Origin of the sequence: Nocardia sp. NPDC050435 (genome assembly GCF_040655395.1) — a bacterium.
Lineage (GTDB): Bacteria > Actinomycetota > Actinomycetes > Mycobacteriales > Mycobacteriaceae > Nocardia.
This window is the reverse complement of record NZ_JBFAJW010000010.1, coordinates 106,825-128,912: the sequence shown is the minus strand read 5'-3', so window position 1 is coordinate 128,912 and position 22,088 is coordinate 106,825. Positions and strand designations below refer to the sequence as shown.

The 22,088-nt window shown below is 66.1% G+C and carries 22 protein-coding genes and 2 pseudogenes; 15 read left to right on the top strand and 9 right to left on the bottom strand.

Features of this window, described 5'->3' with window-relative positions:
- Positions 1–229 precede the first annotated feature (229 nt).
- From AB0I43_RS28850 to AB0I43_RS28840, 3 genes and pseudogenes are all read left to right on the top strand, one after another.
- Positions 230–2,407 (top strand): malate synthase G, encoded by a 2,178-nt coding sequence (locus AB0I43_RS28850; protein ID WP_357432927.1) that lies wholly within the window; start codon positions 230–232, stop codon positions 2,405–2,407.
- A gap of 301 nt (positions 2,408–2,708) precedes the next feature.
- Positions 2,709–3,553, top strand: a pseudogene (locus AB0I43_RS28845) (IS5 family transposase).
- 709 nt (positions 3,554–4,262) lie between these two features.
- Positions 4,263–6,407 (top strand): hypothetical protein, encoded by a 2,145-nt coding sequence (locus AB0I43_RS28840; RefSeq protein ID WP_357432926.1) that lies wholly within the window; start codon positions 4,263–4,265, stop codon positions 6,405–6,407.
- On the opposite strand, the gene AB0I43_RS28835 is transcribed toward AB0I43_RS28840, so the two are convergent.
- Positions 6,389–6,664, bottom strand: a complete 276-nt coding sequence (locus AB0I43_RS28835) for a hypothetical protein (protein WP_357432925.1) — start codon at positions 6,662–6,664, stop codon at positions 6,389–6,391. The two genes, AB0I43_RS28840 and AB0I43_RS28835, sit on opposite strands and share 19 nt — an antisense overlap.
- Here AB0I43_RS28835 and AB0I43_RS28830 point away from each other — a divergent pair.
- On the top strand, positions 6,623–7,486 hold the full coding sequence (locus AB0I43_RS28830) for a hypothetical protein (protein ID WP_357432924.1): 864 nt from the start codon (positions 6,623–6,625) through the stop codon (positions 7,484–7,486). The genes AB0I43_RS28835 and AB0I43_RS28830 overlap by 42 nt on opposite strands.
- Here the strand turns inward: AB0I43_RS28830 and AB0I43_RS28825 are convergent.
- Positions 7,473–8,618, bottom strand: coding sequence for an MFS transporter (locus AB0I43_RS28825; RefSeq protein ID WP_357432923.1), 1,146 nt, complete (start codon positions 8,616–8,618; stop codon positions 7,473–7,475). The genes AB0I43_RS28830 and AB0I43_RS28825 overlap by 14 nt on opposite strands.
- 184 nt (positions 8,619–8,802) lie before the next feature.
- Between AB0I43_RS28825 and AB0I43_RS28820 the strand changes: the two genes are divergently transcribed.
- Positions 8,803–8,952 carry a hypothetical protein gene (locus AB0I43_RS28820; protein WP_357432922.1) on the top strand — a complete coding sequence of 50 codons (150 nt, stop codon included), beginning with the start codon at positions 8,803–8,805 and terminating at the stop codon, positions 8,950–8,952.
- Positions 8,953–9,153: 201 nt separating this feature from the next.
- Positions 9,154–10,413, top strand: coding sequence for a lipase family protein (locus AB0I43_RS28815; RefSeq protein WP_357432921.1), 1,260 nt, complete (start codon positions 9,154–9,156; stop codon positions 10,411–10,413).
- A 54-nt stretch (positions 10,414–10,467) separates the two neighbouring features.
- Here the strand turns inward: AB0I43_RS28815 and AB0I43_RS28810 are convergent, their stop codons facing one another.
- The 3 genes from AB0I43_RS28810 to AB0I43_RS28800 form a co-directional block, all read right to left on the bottom strand.
- Positions 10,468–11,661, bottom strand: coding sequence for a Cmx/CmrA family chloramphenicol efflux MFS transporter (locus tag AB0I43_RS28810; protein WP_357432920.1), 1,194 nt, complete (start codon positions 11,659–11,661; stop codon positions 10,468–10,470).
- 81 nt (positions 11,662–11,742) lie between these two features.
- A complete protein-coding gene (locus AB0I43_RS28805; protein ID WP_357432919.1) occupies positions 11,743–12,315 on the bottom strand; it encodes a TetR/AcrR family transcriptional regulator in 573 nt (190 codons plus the stop codon).
- 10 nt (positions 12,316–12,325) lie between these two features.
- Positions 12,326–12,562 (bottom strand): hypothetical protein, encoded by a 237-nt coding sequence (locus AB0I43_RS28800; protein ID WP_357432918.1) that lies wholly within the window; start codon positions 12,560–12,562, stop codon positions 12,326–12,328.
- A 25-nt stretch (positions 12,563–12,587) separates the two neighbouring features.
- Here AB0I43_RS28800 and AB0I43_RS28795 point away from each other — a divergent pair, with 25 nt between their 5' ends.
- Positions 12,588–13,337: a neutral zinc metallopeptidase gene (locus AB0I43_RS28795; RefSeq protein ID WP_357432917.1), complete on the top strand. Its 750-nt coding sequence runs from the start codon at positions 12,588–12,590 to the stop codon at positions 13,335–13,337.
- A 77-nt stretch (positions 13,338–13,414) separates the two neighbouring features.
- Here AB0I43_RS28795 and AB0I43_RS28790 read toward each other — a convergent pair whose 3' ends face one another.
- Complete coding sequence (locus AB0I43_RS28790; protein WP_357432916.1) at positions 13,415–13,633, bottom strand: hypothetical protein; 219 nt, start codon at positions 13,631–13,633, stop codon at positions 13,415–13,417.
- A gap of 210 nt (positions 13,634–13,843) precedes the next feature.
- Between AB0I43_RS28790 and AB0I43_RS28785 the strand changes: the two genes are divergently transcribed.
- The 6 genes and pseudogenes from AB0I43_RS28785 to AB0I43_RS28760 all read left to right on the top strand — a co-directional run bounded on the left by AB0I43_RS28785 (position 13,844) and on the right by AB0I43_RS28760 (position 18,036).
- Positions 13,844–14,467, top strand: a complete 624-nt coding sequence (locus AB0I43_RS28785) for an RDD family protein (protein ID WP_357432915.1) — start codon at positions 13,844–13,846, stop codon at positions 14,465–14,467.
- Positions 14,358–14,921 (top strand): annotated as a pseudogene (locus tag AB0I43_RS28780) (ATP-binding cassette domain-containing protein); the annotation flags it as partial. The gene AB0I43_RS28785 and the pseudogene AB0I43_RS28780, both read left to right, overlap by 110 nt.
- Positions 14,922–14,994: 73 nt before the next feature.
- Positions 14,995–15,444: a hypothetical protein gene (locus AB0I43_RS28775; protein ID WP_357433044.1), complete on the top strand. Its 450-nt coding sequence runs from the start codon at positions 14,995–14,997 to the stop codon at positions 15,442–15,444.
- A complete protein-coding gene (locus AB0I43_RS28770) occupies positions 15,441–16,184 on the top strand; it encodes an ABC transporter permease (protein WP_357432914.1) in 744 nt (247 codons plus the stop codon). The genes AB0I43_RS28775 and AB0I43_RS28770 overlap by 4 nt, the downstream gene beginning before the upstream one ends.
- Before the next feature lie 32 nt (positions 16,185–16,216).
- Positions 16,217–17,371, top strand: a complete 1,155-nt coding sequence (locus AB0I43_RS28765; protein ID WP_357432913.1) for a histidine kinase — start codon at positions 16,217–16,219, stop codon at positions 17,369–17,371.
- Positions 17,372–17,373: 2 nt separating this feature from the next.
- Positions 17,374–18,036, top strand: coding sequence for a response regulator transcription factor (locus tag AB0I43_RS28760; RefSeq protein WP_357432912.1), 663 nt, complete (start codon positions 17,374–17,376; stop codon positions 18,034–18,036).
- Between the two features lie 8 nt (positions 18,037–18,044).
- Here AB0I43_RS28760 and AB0I43_RS28755 read toward each other — a convergent pair whose 3' ends face one another.
- Positions 18,045–18,581 carry a hypothetical protein gene (locus AB0I43_RS28755; RefSeq protein WP_356980603.1) on the bottom strand — a complete coding sequence of 179 codons (537 nt, stop codon included), beginning with the start codon at positions 18,579–18,581 and terminating at the stop codon, positions 18,045–18,047.
- A gap of 229 nt (positions 18,582–18,810) precedes the next feature.
- On the opposite strand from AB0I43_RS28755, the gene AB0I43_RS28750 reads away from it, so the two are divergent.
- On the top strand, positions 18,811–19,635 hold the full coding sequence (locus AB0I43_RS28750) for a hypothetical protein (RefSeq protein WP_357432911.1): 825 nt from the start codon (positions 18,811–18,813) through the stop codon (positions 19,633–19,635).
- A gap of 93 nt (positions 19,636–19,728) precedes the next feature.
- Positions 19,729–20,910 carry a helix-turn-helix domain-containing protein gene (locus AB0I43_RS28745; protein ID WP_357432910.1) on the top strand — a complete coding sequence of 394 codons (1,182 nt, stop codon included), beginning with the start codon at positions 19,729–19,731 and terminating at the stop codon, positions 20,908–20,910.
- Here AB0I43_RS28745 and AB0I43_RS28740 read toward each other — a convergent pair.
- A complete protein-coding gene (locus AB0I43_RS28740; RefSeq protein WP_357432909.1) occupies positions 20,886–21,305 on the bottom strand; it encodes a DUF1214 domain-containing protein in 420 nt (139 codons plus the stop codon). The two genes, AB0I43_RS28745 and AB0I43_RS28740, sit on opposite strands and share 25 nt — an antisense overlap.
- A gap of 92 nt (positions 21,306–21,397) precedes the next feature.
- The gene (locus AB0I43_RS28735; protein WP_357432908.1) at positions 21,398–21,853 is read right to left on the bottom strand and encodes a hypothetical protein; all 456 of its coding nucleotides are present in this window, start codon (positions 21,851–21,853) and stop codon (positions 21,398–21,400) included.
- Positions 21,854–22,088: the final 235 nt, after the last annotated feature.

Below are 22,088 nucleotides of genomic sequence, written 5' to 3'. Positions count from 1 at the left end.
GTACATTAAATCGGGCAGGGGTTAGAATCAAGGGGGTGACCGGCCGACCGCCGGAGTCGCCCAGGCCGCAGCCCGAGATCTCCGGTGCTCACGCGGTCGAACAGTCGGATGGCGGCGGAACAGATTGGCTGCCGATTCTGTTGACCCTGCGCACGGTATGACCTCTACCGGCGGGTAACATTACGAGCGTCTTATTTAAACCGGTTCTTCTCGACAAGTGAGGCATGAGATGACAGAGCGGATTCAGGTCGGCGGCCTACAAGTGGCCAGCGTTCTCCACGATTTCGTCGAGAACGAGGCGCTTCCCGGCACCGGCGTAGATTCCGCGGCGTTCTGGACGGGCGCCGAGCAGGTCATCAACGATCTCGCCCCGCGCAACCGCGCCCTGCTGGCCGAGCGCGACGAGATCCAGGCCAAGCTCGACGCGTGGCACGCCGCGAACCCGGGCACCGGCTACGACCAGGCCGCCTACAAGACCTTCCTGACCGAGATCGGCTACCTGCGCCCCGAGCCGGCCGATTTCCAGATCACCACCCAGAACGTCGACGACGAGATCGCCGTGCAGGCCGGCCCGCAGCTCGTGGTGCCGGTGATGAACGCGCGCTTCGCGATCAACGCCGCCAACGCGCGCTGGGGCTCGCTCTACGACGCGCTCTACGGCACCGACGCCATCTCCGAGGAGAACGGCGCCGAGAAGGGCACCGGCTACAACAAGGTGCGCGGCGACAAGGTCATCGAGTGGGGCCGTAACTTCCTCGACGATGTCGCCACCCTGATCACCAGCTCGCACATCGGCTCCACCTCGTACACGATCGTCGACGGTGAGCTCGAGGTCGGCCTGGAGGACGGCACGTCGATCGGCCTGGCCGACCCGTCGCTGCTCGTCGGCTACCTGGGCGACCCGGCCGCGCCCACCTCGGTCCTGCTCAAGCACAACGGTCTGCACATCGAGATCCAGATCGATGCCGAGTCGCCCATCGGGTCCACCGACACCGCCGGCGTCAAGGACATCGTGCTGGAGTCCGCGGTCACCACGATCATGGACTTCGAGGACTCGGTCGCCGCGGTCGACGCCGAGGACAAGACCGTCTGCTACCGCAACTGGCTGGGCCTGATGAAGGGCACCCTCGCCGAAGAGGTCAGCAAGGGCGGCAAGACCTTCACCCGCACCATGAACCCCGACCGCGTCTACACCGCGCTCGACGGTTCCGAGCTGGTGCTGCACGGCCGCTCGCTGCTGTTCGTGCGCAACGTCGGTCACCTGATGACCTCCGACGCGATCCTCGACGCCGAAGGCAACGAGGTGCCCGAGGGCATCCTCGACGGCCTCATCACCTCGCTGGTCGCCAAGCACGCGCTCAACGGCGACACCGAGCTGAAGAACACCCGCAAGGGCTCGGTCTACATCGTGAAGCCGAAGATGCACGGCCCCGACGAGGTGGCATTCGCCAACGAGCTGTTCGGCCGCATCGAAGAGGTCATCGGCGTGCCCGCCAACACTCTCAAGGTCGGCATCATGGACGAGGAGCGCCGCACCACGGTGAACCTGAAGGCGTGCATCAACGCCGCGTCCGAGCGCGTGGTGTTCATCAACACCGGCTTCCTGGACCGCACCGGCGACGAGATCCACACCTCCATGGAGGCCGGGCCGATGGTCCGCAAGGCCGACATGAAGTCCCAGCAGTGGATCCTGTCCTACGAGGACTGGAACGTCGATACCGGTCTGGCCACCGGCCTGCCCGGCAAGGCGCAGATCGGCAAGGGCATGTGGGCCATGCCCGACCTGATGGCCGACATGCTGGCGCAGAAGATCGGCCACCCCAAGGCCGGCGCCAACACCGCGTGGGTCCCCTCGCCGACCGCGGCCACCCTGCACGCCACGCACTACCACCAGGTGGACGTGTTCAAGCAGCAGGCCCAGCTCGCCAAGGCCGGCCCCCGCGCCACCGTCGACCAGATCCTCGAGATCCCGCTCGCCCAGGACACCAACTGGACCGACGAGGAGAAGCGCCAGGAGCTGGACAACAACTCCCAGGGCATCCTCGGCTACGTCGTGCGCTGGATCGACCAGGGTGTCGGCTGCTCCAAGGTGCCCGACATCCGCGACGTCGGCCTGATGGAAGACCGTGCGACCCTGCGCATCTCGAGCCAGCTGGTCGCCAACTGGCTGCGCCACGGCGTCGTCACCGAGGACGAGGTCCTGGCCAGCCTGCAGCGCATGGCCCCGGTCGTCGACAAGCAGAACGCCGGCGACTCCAACTACCGCCCCCTGTCCCCGGACTTCGACGGCAGCATCGCCTTCCAGGCCGCCAAGGAGCTGGTGTTCGAGGGCACCAAGCAGCCCAACGGTTACACCGAGCCGATCCTGCATCGGCGTCGGCGTGAGGCCAAGGCTGCTTGGAAGTGAGTGCATGAAAAGTAGCTCCTAGCAGCACTTTTTGTCTTGAGGCCCTGCACTGAAGTTTCGGTGCGGGGCCTCTATCGTCGCTGGAGAGCGGCTCATTTCAGCACTGGAGATCCGGGCCGATACCGGCAAATCACCCTGAAACGGCGACAAAACGGCCACGTAAAGTGCAGCCCGCGCTTGTCGCGCGAACCCGGCTACCAGCGCGAATGCGATGGCATCGGTGACGTGACGAGTCTGTGGGGGGCCAACTAGGTTCTGTCCTGTAAATCGTTGTAGCAGTTGGTGTTAACTGTCCGCTGTGGTGAGCCGCGGTGAATTGACCGATCGAGCATGGGCTCGGATCGAGCCCATGCTGCCGGTGTCCGGGCGTGGTCGACGCTGGCGTGATCAGCGGCAGGTGATCAACGCGATTCTATGGAAACTACGAATCGGTGCTCCCTGGCGTGACCTACCCGAACGATACGGCCGCTGGAAAACAGCTCACGAGCGGCTGCGGATGTGGACCGCTGATGGGACCTGGCAGAAGATCCTCGATCACGTGATCGTCAAGGACGACTCGATCGGGCAGGTCGAATGGATCATCAGCGTCGACTCCACGATCGTGCGGGCCCATCAGCATGCTGGCGGTGCCCGGAAAAAGGGGGCTCGGTCGTGGTCGACGGAGAAGCCCTCGGCCGGTCCCGTGGCGGACTGACTACCAAGATCCCCCTCGCGGTCGACGGGCGCGGCTTGCCGATGAAAGCCCTGCTGACACCTGGTCAGGCCGGGGGCAACCCGCAACTGCTGCCGCTGCCGGACAGTATCCGGGTGGCCCGCACCGGGCTGGGCCGGCCACGGACCCGACCCGAGACGGTCATCGCGGACAAGGCCTACTCCCATCCCTCGACCCGGGACGCGATGCGCCGCCGGCGGGTTCGGTTCGTCAGCCCTGAACGCGCCGACCAGATCGCCCGCCGGGTGGCCAAAGGCTCACGCGGCGGGCGGTCACCAGCCTTCGATGCAGAGCTGTACAAGCAGCGCAACCTTGTCGAGCGATGTTTCAACCGCCTCGAGCAATTCCGAGGCCTGGCCACTCGTTATGCCAAACGCGCTGCCTACTACCAGGCCGAACTCTCCATCGCCGCTATCGTCCTCTGGCTCCGATGACTTACAGGACAGGCCCTAGCTGCATATCGGGCAGATCGAGCGCGACTGCGCCTTACTTTCGCGAGGTCAGATCGGTTGCCGCTGAGGCATTCTCGGGCGATTGCCAGTGGTAGGTCAGGAGGTATGCGGACTTCTTCCGGAGGCGAGTATCCCGCCTCACGATCGGTGTCCGGAAGGCCGAGGGAACCTCACACCCCTTGTTTCTTGATGTGGTGTCACAAATAGGAGGTGCGGTGTTCCGGGCGGGTCACAACACTTGCGCTGCGAAATGGCCTGTGGCTCTGAGGCATTCGCTCCAAACGTATGGGTGAGTTATTTCACGATTAGCGATGACTGCGGTTTGAAACAGGTCGGTCGTGCAACGGTTGGGGCACGGTGATCATTTCGTGATGTGCCGAACGGAAGGGGATTCACGATGAGGCGACCACCCGGTCCGCAACCAAAACGCGGTCGACTATCCATCAGAGCATCGCTGCTGGTAGGTGCCATAGTCTGTGCCTTGGCGGTGCCGATTCCCGCCGCCACGGCCGACCCGACAACCACACCCACCAGCCCCGCCCCGCCCACCGCTCCGGCGACCTCGACACCAATCCCGCCACCATCGGCCCCACAGACCTCGAGCACCAATTCGACCGCGCAGCGCACCCCTCCTCCAGCGCCACCGACATCCACCCCCAGCAAACCTGCTCCGAGTACCTCGGCCCCGCCGGTGACGTCGACCTCGCCGGAGCCGGTGGCTTGTTCACCGCAAGACGAGAAGCGCAAGCCTGAAAAATGGTCTCCGACAAAGAATCCGAACAAGAATGTCACCCCGGGTCAGATGCGGTCGGACTGCGAGGAAATCCCCGAAGGGTTCACCAAGGAACAGGCCGACGAAGCCGAAACCCTGGAAGCCGCAGCCTTGACCAAAGAACCCGCACCCGATGGTCAACCACGCCCGATGGCCGCGCCGAACTGCCAGGTGTATTGGCCGGCACCGTATGAGGTGTGTGGCGCGATCCGCGACAAGTACAACGAGCTCGGGGGTCCGAACAGCTTCCTGCTATTTCCGACCACCAACGAGCTGACCAACCCTGATGGGCATGGCAAACGCACGGTGTTCCAGAACGGCCCGATCTTCTGGTCGCTCGACGGCGGAGCTCACCCGATAGCCAACCACTTCTTCGCCGCATGGCAGCGCAATGGCTGGGAAGGCGGAGTACTCGGATATCCGACCTCTGATGAGATCGTCAATCCCGACAACATCGGTCGCCGTCAATATTTCCAGGGCGGTACGATCTACTGGAAGCTCAACGAGGCCTACTACGTCGCCGGGAGAATTCGTGACAAGTGGGGCGAAACGGGTTGGGAAACCAGCTATCTCGGCTACCCCATCAGTGATGAGACCGCTACAGCCGATGGCGCGGGACGGTTCAACAAGTTCGAACATGGCGTGATCTATTGGTCACTGCCGACCGACGCGCATCCGGTATCGGGCGGAATCCGCGACAAGTGGGCCACAACCAATTTCGAACGAGGACCATACGGCTACCCCACCTCGGATCAGCGCAAGCGAGGCTCGTCGTGGGACCAGGATTTCCAAGGCGGCACCCTGTCGTGGCCGACAACCACCGTCGAAGGAAACGACACCGATTGGGCCGAGGATTTCATCGACGACAACAACTGCCCCGGCTGCGGAGACGATGCGCGCATCGCGGTATCCGGACCGGCCAAGGTCGACGTGCCGAATGAACCGTGGCCAGGTGCCGGCCTCAAAGCTGCTCCCGGTGAACTCCCGTCGTGTGAGCAGCTCGCACCGGACCCTTCGCGCGAACAGGCCCCTGCCTGGTGCCGGCCCTCAGCACCTTCGAATGAGCCCGGTCTGCGCGTGCGGACCGAGTGGACAACCGCCCTGCAGCCGTTCTGCAACAAACAGCCGGCAGGGCAGTGGAGCGGAGACCGCATGTACCAGTGCATGTGGCGGGAGGACGTCGCCTACATCGTCAATAAGAACAACCCCCAAAACCGACTCGGTATGGTCAAATACGTGGAGGAGTACGAGCTCCGCACAGCCTGGAACCGGACCGATTGGCACGCTCGCTCGGCGATCCACTTGATGCAGGTTTCCGGCGCCGCGACCGAGGCGACTTACCGGGGAGAGGCTGTCTGCACCAGTTCTGGAGCGACCTGTAGCTCGAACGGCGCCGGGGACTTCCACAACGAGCCGATCGCCAACCTCGACAAAGTGGTCGACTACACCCAGAGCATGCCTGTCGGTGCCGGTGGCCTCGCCAACGCAGCGCCCTTCTACCGCTTCACGTTTGTGTGGTACGACGAGACGTTCCCGTTCTCATCCCGGTTCGCGACTGTGCGATGCGACGGTCAAGCCGGCCGCAACAGCGTGGGCTGCGCTGTGCCGGGTGCCGCGGCAATTTGGGACGTGCGCCCTCGCAACGTGCCCGAATTCGCTCAGCACGTCCGCAACGCGCAAATCAGCGGTCTGCCCGGCGAGCCCGGCGGCACCCCCCTCACCCGAACCACCAACGAAACCACCATGACTCAGAACCGCAACGCCACCTGCAACACAATCCCAGGCCCGCGCCCGGCAGGTAAGGACTGCGATGAGTACGCGTTCGCCTCGACCAATCAGGGCGGAAACAACGGCGGCGGAACGCTGCGGACCTACAACAACTGCAACGTCGGTCACGGTACGACTTCTCTCGACCCCCTGAGCCCCGCCTACCTCGGTCCGAATGGCGCGAGCATGTGCTTCATCGATAGTCGCCAGAACCGTCGCGCCGGCGGCATCACTTCGTGGTTCTACGTCAAGAGCCGTGTGCTCGACGGAGACCCCTTTTACGTGAAGGCAGGATGATGACCCAGCAGACTGGAACAGTCTTCGCCGATCACTCCCAATTCACCCTCGGCGCAGTCGATGCCGACACCCTCGAAGTCACCGCCGGAGGCCAACTCCTCGAATGCGGGCCCGGTTTCGTCACGGTCATCACCGGCGTCGCCTATGGTCCGGTCAACCTCGTCATCGAGATACTCGATACCGAGCCCGGCTCCGACGAAGACGAGGACTGGGAAATGGTCGAGGAAGCCACCGTCGAATCTCGTTCCGAGCTGCACGTGATGCGCCTGGACGGTGAACTCGCTGCAGGGTTCTCACCGTTGCCGCCGGGCGCCTATCAGCTACGAGCGAGCGCTCGCGGCCGGAACCGTCAGCGGGGGATGGAGGTGAGCGAACCGACCGAAGATCATCGCCTGCGCCTGTGGGCGAGTACAACCTCGGTTAACCCGCAGGCGGTCACCGCGGTCAAGCTCGACCAGCTCGCCATCGGCCCGATCAACCCACCCCCGCAGCTCGACCAGTCCTACGTCCACGTGCACGCACCCGACGGAACCATTGTGAAGGTGGCGGCCTACAGTCCCGAAGCCGAAGCCGCCCGCGCCATCGCTCGCAACTGGGGTGGGCGGCCCCCGAGTCCGGCTCTGGCGCAGTTGATTCCCGCGTTCTATATCTCCGGATTCGACCGCGACATCCTGGACCTGATCGAGGCACTCGATCCACGACGGCAACGCGAGTTCGCCTACTGGTGTGCCCGCATCGCCTTCGAACACGCCGGGCTACCTGCAATCGACTGGGCTCAGCAGGGACTAGCTGCCCTGGGAACCGACCAGAGCCCGCCGCCGGAGCTCGAGCATTACCCGGTCGCGATCAGCCGGATCGAGTACGACCCGCGGGTACCACTGACCACCGTCTCGGGTGTGCCCGGATCCGCCGAACTTATTCAGCAATACCAAGCCTTCTCAACCTATTTCGCGGCACGCGACCGAAGCGATCCCCTGCACGCCGCCGTCGAGGCCTACGAGGCCGCCGCCCGCACCTTCGGCATGGGCTATTCAGACCTTGTCGCCGCAGCACGACGCGACTTCTTCAACAACTCCTGACACACCCACGGCCCCGGCCCGTCCTCGGACGAGCTGGGGCCGCTCTGCATACCGGGCGCCGCGCCGCCGGTGCCGTGATAGCCGTGCTGCGTATGTTGCTTCCGACGCCGTTGTCGTTTCGTCCGTTCTCGGACCGATCTGACCACCGCCGTGTCTTCTGCTCATCACCCAAGCGGCGCGCCATGGATTCGGCACTGCTGCTTTGCCGGTGATTGCGTTGACAGATTTGGGCAGCGCGAAGTCGCGAAAATCGAATGCCGCCAGCCGCGCACCCATCGCGATACTGACGAACGGGTTCACGAATCCCGACAGCGTCGCCGACCACCACCCATGCGACCCCGGGTGCGGCGCCGGTCCCGACCAGCAGCACGCCGCCGCTCGCCCAAGCGAGGCGGAACCGGCCCGGAAACCCCGCCTCCGGGCGCAGCTCGGCTGAGGTCAAGAAACCCACCCCCTGGACGCCGAAAGCGATAGCGAGCGAGAGATGTTCCCGCAACACCGACCACGCGCTCACCTTCCTCGACGCTTTGCCGGCGATCGGGTTGCCGTTTCTGCTGGCCCGCCACTTCGCAGATTCCCTGCCAGCGCCGCGATCCCGGCAGCGGTGAGCAGCCACGCGTATTGGGCCGCACCAACCCCCGGGTACCGCCTCATTTGACCTCGTCCTCGTCGACGCCGACACCGTCCGGGGTGTGGTGGCTGTGCGCGCCAACCACACCAGCGCGCCTGCCGAGACGGCGAAGGTCGCAGCGTCGGCAGCAAACAGGACATCCAGCGGCGCGGCGACCCGTACGACACCGGCCAACGCAGGGCCTGCGATGCGCGCGATCCGGCCGGTCATATCCATCAACGCCACCAGATCCGCGCGTTCGTGTTCGGCGACGAGCTCCGGGGCCATCGACCCCCACGCCGGATCGAACACCGCCCCGCAGATCCCCAGCAGTGCGACCAAGACCAGCATCGTCGGTGTTCTGCCCAGCGACCACCACACCAACACCGCCGCGGCCAGCCCGGATCGAATGATGTCCACCCCGGCCAGGATGGGAAACGTCGCGACGCGGGCGACCAACCGGCGGCCGAAGATGCCGATCACGACGAAGGGGACCGACCCTGCGATCGCTACCAACCCCATGGCGATGGGGCCGCCTGGAATGGTCCACGCCGAGAACCCTGCGCTCCACCCGCGCGACCCGCGTCGCCGAGAAGTACGACCTTGCTGCCGCGCGCCTCATTCTCGGGCACGAGGTCGACTCTCCTGTCACGGGACGACACTGTGTCCCGAGCGTGCGTGGAGTTGTCGATCTCGTTGATGCTCGATGAGTGCCTCCGTCGGCCTGATCAAGTCGGCCACAAACCCGCCGGTGGTGGGCGATAGCGGCAGGTCAGGATTGGTGAACAGCCCGGACGCCTATGCCGAGCCGATTCTGCATCGGCGTCGGCGTGAGGCCAAGGCCGCGTGGAAGTGAGCTTGCTGGAAAAGTAGCTTCTGACAGCTCTTTTCGGCTCGAGGCCCCGCATCCGGAACATCGGATGCGGGGCCTCTTTCCGGTTCGGCTCGTTATCGCGATCGAGAGATGTATTGTTGCTGCCTTCAGGGGAATTCGCGGGAGGCATTTCCCGCCGGGGGAGGGATTCGGGGCGTGGGAAATGCTATATCGGCGCGGAGCGTGGTCGCGCGCGTTCGATTGCGTTCGATTCTGATCGCGGTTTCGGTCGTGCTGTGCGTGTCCGGTACTCCCGTGGCGGTCGCCGGCCCCGATCCGCGACCCGCTCCGCAGCATGACCCGTTCTATACCCCACCGGCGGAGTGGAGTTCGACGGCGCCGGGCGCCATCTTGAATTCACGCCGCGTCGAAGTGGCCTCGCTGGGGCCGCAGGCGCAGGACGCCGATGCCTGGCAATTGCTGTATCGAACGACCGATACCGCCGGGAAACCCGTAACGACGGTGACAACGGTGCTGCGCCCGCGAACCGGACCAGTCAACGGATTGATCAGTTACCAGGTTGCTCAAGACGCCTCGGCCCCGCAGTGTGCTCCCTCGTTCGCACTCCGCCAGGGAGCGCCCGACAAGTACGACGGCTCACTGGATCTCATCCAGATCGAGCAGATGTTGTCCGCGGGTCACTCGGTTTCCGTACCGGATTGGGAGGGGCCGCTGGGGGCGGCGTTCTCCCCGGGGCAGCCGGGGTACGCCGTGCTCGACGGCGTGCGCGCGGCCGAGGCTTTCACGCCACTCGGCCTGTCGGGCATCGACACACCCGTTGTCGTGGCGGGCTACTCCGGCGGGTCGTTCGCTACCGGGTGGGCCGCTCAGGTTCAACCGGCGTACGCGCCCGAAATACGACTGGTCGGTGGTGCCCTGGGTGGTTGGACGGTACCCATCGCCCCCTATCTGGAGTCGCTCGATTCCGGTCCGTTCTCCGGTTTCCTGCCCTCGCTGCTGCCGGGCATGATGCGCGCCGATCCACATCTGGCGGAGGTTTTCAACAGGTACCTGACCCCTACCGGGCAAGCGCTGATGACCGCGGGTGACAGCAAGTGCCTGACGCCGAACATTTCCCAGCATGCGTTCCTGCGCATGGACGACTTTCTGACAGTTCCCTTTTCGGAGGTGTTCGCGCAGGTGCAAGCGTCGTTCGGCGACGTGGACTTCGCCACCGCGGTACCGGCCGCGCCGCTGTTCCTCTACAACGCGGTGCATGACGAGATCCTCGATATCGCCCTGGCGGACCAGGCGGTGACGCGATGGTGCGCGGCTGGCGCGCAAATTACCTATACCCGCGACCTGTTGAGTGAGCATGTTGTTCTCGCCATCACGGCGACGTCCGCGGTCCTGCGTTGGATCCAGGACCGGATGGCAGGGCAGGCCGCGCCGAGCGGCTGCTCGACGAGCACGGTGTCATCCATGTCGCTCGGTGGTGCGTAGCGCCATCGGTTCGAGGCCCCACCCGGGACATCGGGTGGGGCCTCGGTCGCGGATTCAGCCGACGAGGACCGGCTCGGCCGGCGTCGTCGTCGGCGTGGGGCCGCGGCTGCGCAGGTGTCCGGCGGCCACGGTCAGCAAGCCCAGCGCGGACATGCCCGCACCGACCCAGGCAGTGGAGCGATAGCCGAATCCGGCGGCGACGGCGAGACCGGCCAGCCAGGGCGCCATGGTGTTTCCCACGTTGAACGCCGAGGTCACCAGGGCGCCGCCGAGGGTGCGGACCTCGCCGAGGTGGGCGTACACCCGGGCGTTGACGGCCGGGTTGGTGGCCAATCCGCACAGGCCCATCAGGAATACGAGGGCGATCACCGGCAGCGGATGGCTCGCCAGCACCGCGATGCCCACCGAGCAGAGCAGGACGCCGCTCGCTCCGAGGTAGAGGGTGGGGAAGGGGTGGGCGTCGGCGACGCGGCCGCCGATCCCGATCCCGATCAGCGCGCCGACGCCGAAGAGGGCCAGTACCACTGGAACCCAGCTCGCGGTCAGTCCGGTGTCGGTGGTCAGCATCGCCCCGAGGTAGCTGAACGAGGCCATCATCGAGCTGAAGATCAGTGCGCTGGTGCCGTAGACGATCCACAGTCCGGGGTTGGCGAGGCTACGGATTTCGTCGGTGAATCTCGGCAGGGCCGTGCGGGTTTCGCCCGGTGCGGTGCGCAGACTGTAGGCCACGCCGATCGCGGCGAGGGCGGCGAGCACGGCCACCGTCCAGAACGCCGAACGCCAGCCCAGCTGCTGACCGATCACCGTGCCCAGCGGGACACCGAGCACCGTCGACACGGTGATTCCGCCGATCACGATCGACAGCGCCCGTCCGGCCCGATGTGTGCCGACCAGGTCGACGGCGGTGACGGCGGCGACGCCGAAGAAGCCCGCGCAGGCGATCGCGCCGATCAGTCGCGTGGCGAACAGCAGCGGATAACCGGTGGCCACCGCGCCCAGCACGTGCGCGGCGATGAATACGGCGAGGAAGGTGAGCAGGGCGCGGCGTTTGGGCCAGCGCAGCGTCGCCATCGCCAGGACGGGTGCGCCGATCACCATGCCGATGGCGTAGGCGGAGATCAGCAGGCCCGCGTCGGGCACCGAGACGCCCAGATCGCGCGCCATGTCGGGCAGCAGCCCGGACAGCATGAATTCGGATGTGCCCTGCGCGAATATCGCGAATCCGAGCACGTAGATGGCCAACGGCATGGTGCAGCCTTCCGCATCAGTTTTGTATCAAACGGTCCATAACGCGGGCATGAGTCAGCGCCCGCGTGCGGGTGGGGTGTTTCAGAACGCGCTGAGCGCGTTGGTGGCAATGGCTTCCAAGGTGGCGCGGTCCGCACCGCCGCGTGCGGCGACCTGCATTCCGTTGATGGTGGCGATGATGAAATGCGCCAATCCGAGCGGATCGCGTTCGGCGGCGATCTCACCCCGGCGCTGGCCGGCCTGGAACGCCGACCGCAACGTCTGCACCCGCATGTCCTGATCGTGTCGCAGGGAGCGTGCCACCTGCGGATCGCGCGGAGCCAGCTCGACCATCGAGTTCACCACGAGGCAGCCTGGTGGATCCTCGATCTCCTGCCCGATCACGCGCCACAGCAGTGCGCGCATCTTCTCCCGGACCGGAGTGTCGCCGTCCATCAGGTGCAGGACCGGGGCGTTCTTCTCGTCCATGTAGCGGCGCAGCGCCCGGTCGAACAGCGCGGTCTTGGATTTGAAGGTGTTGTAGATGCTGCTGCGGCCCAGGCCGGTGGCCGCGCACAGGTCGGCGGTGGAGGTGGCTTCGTAGCCGGACTCCCAGAAGGTCCGCATCGCCGCCTCGACCGCCCGGTCCTCGTCGAAGTTTCTCGGTCTCGCCACATCGAGGACACTAGCACAGTTTTGGACCGAACGATTCAATACTGCTCCGGTAGGCGCTGTGATAGACAAGGGCGGTGAAGTTCGTGTGGGGGGCTGTTCTTGTCGTCGCTGTGATTTCCGGTTGCGGTGTTGCCGACCGAAGTACCGCAGGCCACCCGGCGGCGGCATCGAGCTCCTCGAGTCCGCAGTCGACGAGCAACTCGCCCAGTTCCACCACGACGACCTCCACCAGAACGAGTTCGCCCACGCGGACTCCCAGCACAAGCGGGCCGGTGAACAACGATCCCGACCTCGGGTACAACCCCGTTCTCACCCGCGAGGGTGCCGGCATCAGCGCGGTGAACTGCCGCCTGCCCGCCTGGAGCGCCGATCAGGTTGCGGCCGAAGCGTTCTACCGGGCGGCCATCGAATGCCACAATGATTCCTGGCGCCCCGCCCTCGCCGCCTTCGGCATCACCCTGACCCCGCCGTCGCTGTGGTCAGGCGCCCGCGGCGCGGACTACACCGGCGCGTGCGGCGCGAACGCGACCGGGCGCGAAGCGTTCTACTGCCCGGCGAACCGCGAGATCGTGATGCCCTACGACACGATGAAACCCATCACCGGCTACGGCGTCGGCTACGCGCTGGCGGTCCTCTCCCACGAGTACGGCCACCACCTCCAGCAGATCACCGGGATCATGCCCGCCTTCCAAGCCCGCGTCGCCGCCCTCGACTACGCCGACCCCGCCGTCGACCTGCTCAACCGCAGACTCGAACTCCAGGCCTGGTGCTTCTCCGGAATGTTCTACGGCACCAACACCGGTCGCGGCTCGATCACCCCTGACCTCACCGAACAGGCCGACGACAACAACGGCGGCGCGGGCGACCGCCCCGGCGAACGCCGCTTCCACGGCACCTCCGAAAACGTCACCAACTGGTTCGCCTGGGGCCAGCATCCCTCCCTCGACCCGAACGCCGCGGTTGAACCCTCGATGTACGAGTGCAATCCGTGGGCGGCGCGGGATGCCGGTTGGCTCGAGTAGCTCGTTCCGCGCCTGATCGACGAGGTCAGCCGATTTCGCGAGGCTCGACCGCACGCTCTCGGAGCGTATAGGTGTCCTCACCCGCCGTCCGACACCTCGGGATAGAAGACCCGGTCCGCCGCCAGAAGTACTGCTGCGGCAGCGATTTCGCGATCATCGCCATCGAGCAACGGTAGAACGTCTCCGGCATGGAATATCGGCAGATGCAAGGCGCCGCGCTGGTGTGCTTCGATCAGGCCCACTATCAGAGACCGGGGTAACCGGGGTGGGGCGACTCGACGGTCGGGCGCGCTCATGCCAGTGAGTGTGCCCGCGTGCACCGACAGACGAACTGATGCTGCCGGGCCGAAAGTAGAGGCACGACCTCACGCCGATGAGCGAACACTCGAATCGGGAAAGGCTGCCCCGGTTTCGAGGAGGTTGCGTTGTGCACAGGGTGTCATTGGCTCTGCGATGGCGGTTGGCTCCGCAGATTCGATGACGCGCTGGACGGTAGGGTTGCGGCGGTGAACAATCCAGGGGGAAGCCCGCACTATCCGAATCCTTCGCAACAGCCCGACAGTTTCTATGGCGGTGCGCAACAACAGTTCCCGCCGGGGTATCGCGACCACGGCGGTTACGGTGCCTCGCAGTACTCGAACAGCATGGTTGGTGGGCCGTACGCCGGGTGGGCTGCTCGGGTGGGTGCCACAGTTCTCGATGGCCTCATCATCGGAATTCCGGCCGGGATCCTGTTCGGCCTCGCCTACGCCACGGGGTTCGATTCGGGAGACAGCTATCTCGTCGCGCAGGTCGACGGCACATTCGAGCGGACGACCGTTGGAGGTGGCATCGATGGGGTCGGCATGACGCTGATGGCGGTCGCGGTCCTGGTCGCCTTGGCTGGATCCGTGCTGTTGATCTACCGGGAGGGTGCCACCGGCCAGACCCCCGGCAAGGCGCTCCTCGGCATTCGCTTGATCAGCGAATCTACCGGTCAGCCCATGGGTTTCGGGGCGGCGCTGGGGCGCAAGTTCTGCCATGTCGTCGATTCGTCTGCCTGCTACATCGGTTTCCTGTTTCCGCTGTGGGACGCCAAACGTCAAACCCTGGCCGACAAGATCACCAGCAGCGTGGTCGTGCGCACCTGATGGGCATGTACTACTCGAGAGGGATACCCGGAAACCGCTCCGCGGCGGGATGTGCCGACCTCCTCGGTTTTCTAGCGTTGACGGGGTGATCGAGGCAGAGAGTTTGACGAAGGTTTACGGTGCGACGACTGCGGTGGCGGAGCTGACGTTCCGAGTCGCGCCGGGGGTGGTGACCGGATTTCTGGGGCCGAATGGGTCCGGTAAGTCCACCACGATGCGGCTGATTCTCGGTCTCGATCGGCCCACCAGCGGGCGAGTTCTGTTGAGTGGTAAGCCATATCGGGAGTTGATCGAGCCGTTGCGCGTGGTGGGCGCGCTGCTGGACGCGGCGGATGTGCATGGCGGGCGCAGTGCGCGCGAGCACGTGGCGATGCTGGCGGCGAGCAATCGGATATCTGCTCGCCGGGTTCGGGAGGTGCTCGACGCCGTGGGGCTCGGTGGGGTGGCGGATCGGCGGGTGCGGGAGTTCTCGTTGGGGATGCGGCAGCGGCTGGGGATCGCGGCGGCGTTGCTGGGGGGATCCGGCGGTGCTGATTCTGGACGAGCCGATGAACGGTCTCGATACCGGGGGCATCCGGTGGTTGCGCGGGTTGTTGCGGTCCATGGCGGACGAAGGGCGGACGGTGTTGCTGTCGAGCCACGTGATGAGCGAGATGGAACTGGTGGCCGACCATCTGCTGGTGATCGGCGCCGGACGGCTGCTCGCCGACGAGCCGGTCGCGGATTTCGTCGCCCGTCACAGTGCGCCCGTTGTGCGTGTCCGGAGTCGCGAGCTTCCCGCGCTGTTGGGAATAATCAAGGCGGAGAGCGAAATTCGCGATGGAGTCGGCCTCGTGCACGGCATGCCGCCGCGTGAAATCGCGCGCATGGCGATGACTCACGGCATCTTGCTCGACGAGCTGGCACCCGTCCACGCCTCGGTGGAGGACGTCTTCACCCGGCTCGTGGGACAGCACGAAATCCGGGAGACGGCGTGACAGCCGCGCAGGTGCACGCCGAGCTGATCAAACTGCGCTCGCTCCGTTCGCTGTGGCTGCCGCCGGCGGCGGCACTGCTGCTGCCACCGCTGACCGCAGTGATCGTCGGGCTGACCGGCAGTATGGAAGCCGGCGACACCGTTCTCGGCGGGTCGCTCACCGGCGCTCCGATGGCTTTGACCGTTATCGCCGCGTGGGGCGCACTCGTCGTCACCACCGAGTTCGGTTCCGGGACGATCCGCCCGGTACTGGCCGCGACACCGCAGCGTGGCGCGCTCCTGCGGGCGAAGGCGGTGGTCGTCGCGGGCGTGGCCGCGCTGGTTTCCTCGGTGTCGATCACCACCGCCTGGCTGATCGGCGGCGTCGCCATCGATTCCGCGAAATATGCTGCGGGCGAACCATTCCCGGGGCTGATCGGGATCTACTGCTGCTTCCCTGCGGTGGCGCTGCTCGGTCTCGCGGTCGGCGTGGTGTTGCGCAGTTCGGTCGGGGCGGTCGCGGCGGTGACCGCGCACCTGGTGCTGCCGCAGCTCACCGCGGCACAGGTGCTCGGGGATCTGCACAAGTGGGTCACGGTCATCGCGCCCAGCACGGTCGTAGCCAAATTGGCCCAGAGTGCGGACGCCGCACCGGAACTCGTCGGCACGCTCGGCGGGTGGCCGCGCTTGGCGCTGGTCCTGGCCGGTGTGCTGGGTGCGCTGGTCGCGGCTCAGCGTGTCCTGGATCGCGCGGACATGTGAAGACGCGCACGCGATCGCCGATAGTGGAGGGCATGAACGGCTTCGACCGCCTGGCCCAGCGCGTCCGGGTGCCACCGGCGGCACTGGCGTTCGTGGCGACGCTCGCCCTCGCCGTGGCGGTATTCGCGATCGTCCTGCATACCCTGCGGTCCGATACCAGCCTGGCGGACCGCTCATCGATCGGTCTCGCGTCGATCCAGGCCCTGGCGGTGGTGGCGGCGAGGCGGCTGCCGCTCGTGGCGTGGGGAAGCTCGATCACCGCGGTGGTCCTCGCCACGATCTGGACCGGCGGCGAGTCGTGGGTCGATGCGATGACCAACAGCTATCTGCTGGTCCTGGGCCTGATCGCGCTGACCGTGCCGGTGTGGGCGTCGGCGGCCTGCTGGGCCGGGACACTCGCCGTGGGAGTCCTCGTCACGGTCTTCCTGCGGCCGGACGACTGGCTGTCGGAGCTACTCGAACTGAGCGCCCTGGCCGGACTGGTACTGGTGGCGGGCGCGGCGGTGCGGGGGTTGCTCGCCGCGCATCGCAGCCTGCGGGCCGAACAGGCCGCGGTGATCCGGCAGCGCGAGCGCACCGCCCTGCTGGAGGAACGCGCTCGGATCGCCCGCGAGCTGCACGATGTGGTGGCCCACCACATGTCGGTCATCGCGATCCAAGCCGAGACCGCCCCGTTCCGGGAACCGGAGACGATGCCGCAGACCTTCGCGGCGATCCGCACCAGCGCGGTGACCGCCCTCGGCGAAATGCGCCGCATCCTGGGCGTATTGCGCGCCGACGACACCGGCGTGCTGCCGCAACCCACGCTCACCGACCTCGAGGAGATGGCAGCGGCGGTGCGCGCCACCGGCACCCGCGTGGAGCTGAGGATCACCGGAGACCCGGCAGCACTGCCCGCCGGACTCGGTTTGTCCGGCTACCGGATCGTTCAGGAAGCGGTGAGCAACGCGGTCCGGCACGCACCGGGTAGGAATATTCGCATCGAAATCGACGCCGGTGACGACTGTGTCCGCCTCCAGGTCGACAACCAGCTGCCAGCCACCGTGCGTGTCATCGCGGACGGTCTTCCCGGGTTCGGGTTGACCGGAATGCGTGAGCGCGCCAACGCATTCGGTGGACAACTGACCGCCGGTCCTGCCGACGACGGCTGGTTCCGCGTCACCGCCACTCTGCCGATCGGGGAGTGACCATGACGCGGATCCGGGTGCTCATCGCCGATGATCAGGAACTCGTCCGGGAAGGACTGGCCGTCCTGCTGGCCGCCCAGCCCGATATCGATGTCGTCGGCCAGGCCGCCGACGGTCTGCACGCGGTCCTCGAGGTCGAGCGATCGAAACCCGATGTCGTCCTGATGGATGTGCGCATGCCGGTCGTGGACGGCCTCGAGGCCACCCGCCGGATCATCACGGCTGGACACAGCGCCCGCATCATCATGCTCACGACCTTCGACCTCGACGAATACGTCTACACCGCACTGCGTTACGGTGCCAGCGGCTTCTTGCTCAAGGAATCCTCCGCACACACCCTGGCCGAGTCCGTGCGTGCGGTAGCTCGTGGTGATGCCATGCTCGCCCCCTCGGTGACACGCAGGCTGCTCACGGAATTCACCGAGCGCCCCGGCCGGCGCACCGCTTCGATGCGTAACCGGCCGGGAGCGCTCACCGCCCGCGAGACCGAGGTCCTGATCCTCATCGCCGGCGGCCTGTCCAACGCCGAGATCGCCGGCGAATTACTGATTTCCGAGCAGACCGTGAAGTCACATGTCGGGCGAATTCTGGAGAAGCTCCAGCTGCGCGACCGCACCCAGGCCGCGATCTACGCCTACGAAACCCGACTGCTCAGGCCCGATTGAGCGCTGGCCTAGAGAGCGCAACCGATCACGCGAGCATCCGCGAGCGGAACGCCGTGCCGGTTCACACAGTCGACCGCGTCGTCGACACCCATCACATTCCACCCGACATTTGGGGTGTATTTGAACATGTACACGACCGGGTGCAGGGTGCCTTCCGGTTGACTCAGCGCCGTCGCGTAGTTCCCACTGCACTTCGCGTTCTGGAGGTCGGCCAAGGGGAACTTGGGTCCTCCCGTCATGCGCAGTGTGGTGATCAGGTATTCGCGGGTGACCACGGCGCACGGCTCGGCCGACGCGGGCGCCGCCGTGGTTTTCGGCGGCTTCGACGGAGCCGGCTCCTCGGCGGCGGGTGCGGTGGTCTCGAGGGTGGGTGCCGTGGTCTCGCCCGTGGGCGCGACGGTTGCGGGGGTGGTGGTGCCCCGAGCGGATGTGGAAACGGTGCTCGATGCCGAAGGAGCGGCATCGGAGGCGCCCTCGCCACCGCACGCCGTGAGAGCCACCGCGAGGGCGGCCGTCGCGGTCGCGAGCAGAACAGATCGGGTCATATTTCCTCCGCGCTAGAGGCCGCCCAACCGGCGGCTGTTTCCAGATCATCTGAGCGCCTGCGAATTTCATTACACAGGCGAACTATGAGGGAACTCACAGGTCGGCTCCGGACCGGGATCGGTTCCGAACCGGACACACGCGTCGCCGTCCTGGTCAAAGGGCGCGTATCCGCTCGGCTCCAGGCGCAAACTGGTTGTGTCCCATGACGAATCAGCAGTGGAGTGCGCCATGCTCGTTCTTACGGATCACACCAAATCCGGCAGCACAGAGACCTTTCCGCAGAAGGACTTCATGGAGGGGGCGAAGTTGCTCGCGGGGAGGGTCGATCCGCCCACCAAATCAGCAGGGGCGCTACACAAGTTGCTCACCATCGTGGTCCAGGTCGCAGTGGACGACGCCGAGACCACCTTCACCGAGGACGACGTCGCCTACGCCTACCGCAAACTGGTCCGGCTGGCCAAGGCGCGAGTGCTGAGATGGGAAGTCGACGCCATCGAGTGCGAGAAGTTCCTGGCGGACAAGGAGAACGGCCAGCGCGCGACATGGCTGAGCCGGACCCAGAAGGAGCAGGACAAACGGCTCGAGACCCTCGAACAGAGCAAGTTCGTGGTGTTCACCCGCGGCACCGACCCGACGCAGGCGCTCAACATCATGATCTACGAGACCTTCGGCGGTGTGCTCGCCGGTCCGGAGCGCACGGACCGGCCGACCGAGGAGGAGGCGGGTGTGCAGACCGGTTTCGGCGTCAAGATGACGAGTCAGGGGCGGCTGGAGGAGTGGTCGCTGGGCACCCTCGACGGATTCTCGACCGGTGGGTACATGCTCATCGCGGCGGCGAAACCGGACGCCGTGCGGTTGCCTCCGGTCAAGGTGCGCGGAGCCGGTGAGCGCGGGGTCACCGGGTTCGCCGATCAGCGACTGCTCGGCGTCGCGATCCTCAAGGCCGGTCCCAAGTCCACCGCCGATCCGCTGGAACGAGCGATCGAAGGTCTGATGAAACAGGGAAAGGACAACGCGACGAGCGCCCTGCGCGACGCGGTATTGCATCGCTGAGTGCGTCGTGGCATTCGACTCGAACGAAGCGGAGGAATTCCGGTAAGTCGCGTCCACCGAATGTGCGGTGCGAGGTCGTATGTTGTCGAGGCGATGATTACCGACGACGAGCGACACCTCGCGGACCTGCTGGATTCGCTGCGCCGGGAAGCGCCGGATCTCGCGGCGAATTTCGCCCAGCGCTTCCGGAGCGACCTGCTGGGTTATCACGGCCTCGATGACGCCGACATCGTCGAGGCGGTCTTGCGTGCCGTCGACGGCCTGATCGCGATGGCACGCGAGCAACGCCCGGCTACCGACGACGAACTCGCGGGGCTGCGCGGGCACGGGGAGTTACGCGCGGACCAGGGCGTGCCCCTGGAATCGGTGATGCGGAGCTGGCAAATCGCGATTCGTGAAGTCATTCGCAGGATCGGAGAACTGGCCGAATCCGCGAACGTGCCGGTTCCCGTCCTCCGGGTATTCGTGGACGCCATGCTCGCCGCCATGGATGAGGCGATGCTGGAAATCAGCACCGGATATCGCGCCCGCGAATTCCGCCTTTCCCGGCAACTGGACATCCGCCGGGACGAGTTCGTGCGCGCCTTGTTCGGCGGCGGGCTCACTCCCGAAGAATCCCGGCGCGAGATGCAGGCGTTCGGGCTGACGCAACCGAGGTACGCCACGTTCCGGGCGGTGCCCGCCGACCGGACGGCCGAGCACGTCGATTGGGAATTGCGGCAGCGGCCCGGCTGTCGGCCGCCGTATGGTCTGACCGCGGTTCTCGATGGTGACGTGGTCGGCTTGTGCACCCTGGAGCAGGGGTCGCTGGAACTGGGCACGCTGGTCGTGGGTGTGGGGCCCGCGGTCGAACTCGACGAGGTGGCGTCGTCGTTTCATATCGCCGGGCGGGTGGCCTCGACGGCACTGGACTTCGAGTTGCCGGGCCAGCACACGCTGGCCGAATTGGGGCTGCTGACCGCGGTGACCGCTGACCCCGCGCTCGGCAAAAGCCTCTCGGCACGTTACTGCGACCCGCTGACCACCGACGACGAAATGGAAATCCTGCGCACCGTCGATTGCTACCTGTCCAACGGCATGAACGCCGCCGAGACCGCCACGCACATGTTCGTGCACCACAACACGGTGCGGCACCGATTGTCCCGTTTCGAAGAACTGACCGAGGTGCGGCTGCGGGATCCCCACATCGCCTCGCAGGTCTGGTGGGCGTTGCGATACCGGCAATTGCGCACAATGGGCCGATCGAATGATCAGGTGCGTTCCAGCGCCGGATAGCGATAGGTGCCGTCGATCACCGCCGAGCCCGGAAAGTACGTGCGGTGCATCACCGTGAACGGCGAATCCGGGACCGGAAGCCAGTTCGCGACGGGTGTCCTCGGCCGATCGGCCGACAACGCGACGGTGAGGGTTCCGTTCGCGCTGGGCCGCAGCCGATCGCTGCGCGTACCCAGGCGCAGCGTGATCGGCCCGTCGGCCGGAACGGTGCCCGAGGGCGCGCACACCGAGAGTTCCCAGAAGCCGCCCGGGCGGTGCGGTGTCCGAAACGCGTCGAAACTGAGGACGTAGAGATTCGCGCCGTGCAGCGGTAGGCCTTCGCGGTCGGTGAAGTAGAGGATTTCCTCGACGGCTCTGGGCACGCACGCCGAACCGGTTGCTTGCAGAGATGTCATGAGGCCATGATCGGGCGGCACGGGCGCCGCGGCATTGGAAAAACTACCGCGACACCTCCGGCGGCGATGTGAATTCGACCAACCCGCCGGGGTCAGCGCGCAGGGACGCAGCCCCGGGCCTCGAACTCGGCCTTGGACGAGTACTGCCCATCCGGCAGGTACTGGGCCATCACGGCCTTCTCGTCGCCGGGGACCTTGGTGTTCTGCACCGCGTGGCCGAAACCCTGGCCCGGCAGCATGTTCCGCAGGATCAGGTAGGCGTCCTGCGTGTGCCCGGCGCCGTCACCGGCCGCGGGCAGCGGCAGCCAGGCGATCCCGCAGGCTTCGGTCGCGTTGGCCGGTCGGTGCTCGGGCAGGCTCGCGACGATCGTGTAGCGGCGCGCGCTGTCGAGGGGCACCTGTTCGTCGAAGAGGCAGCCGGTCACCCGGGTGGTGGCGATCGATTCGTTGCTGCACAGCGACCAGTACCGCATATCGACGTCGCCGTCGGTGCTCCGGGCGCCGGCCAGGGTGCGCGGCGTGCGGGGGAGCGTCCCGGTCAAGGTCAAGACTTCGCCGAAACCCCTACTGACGCGAGCGGCCACGCCCATCGAGTGCCGTTGTCTTTGTTAGACAACCGACCTTTAGTGCATGGCATGTCATATCTACTGACTGTCAACAGGGGATCGTTGGGGAGGAACCCAACCGTTGGAATCGTTCTACATCCCAATCAAATTGGGGTACGCAAGCCCGTTCGTGCGTGTTTGAATCGACGGAGAATGTTGAGGAGACAACCCGGCGGTC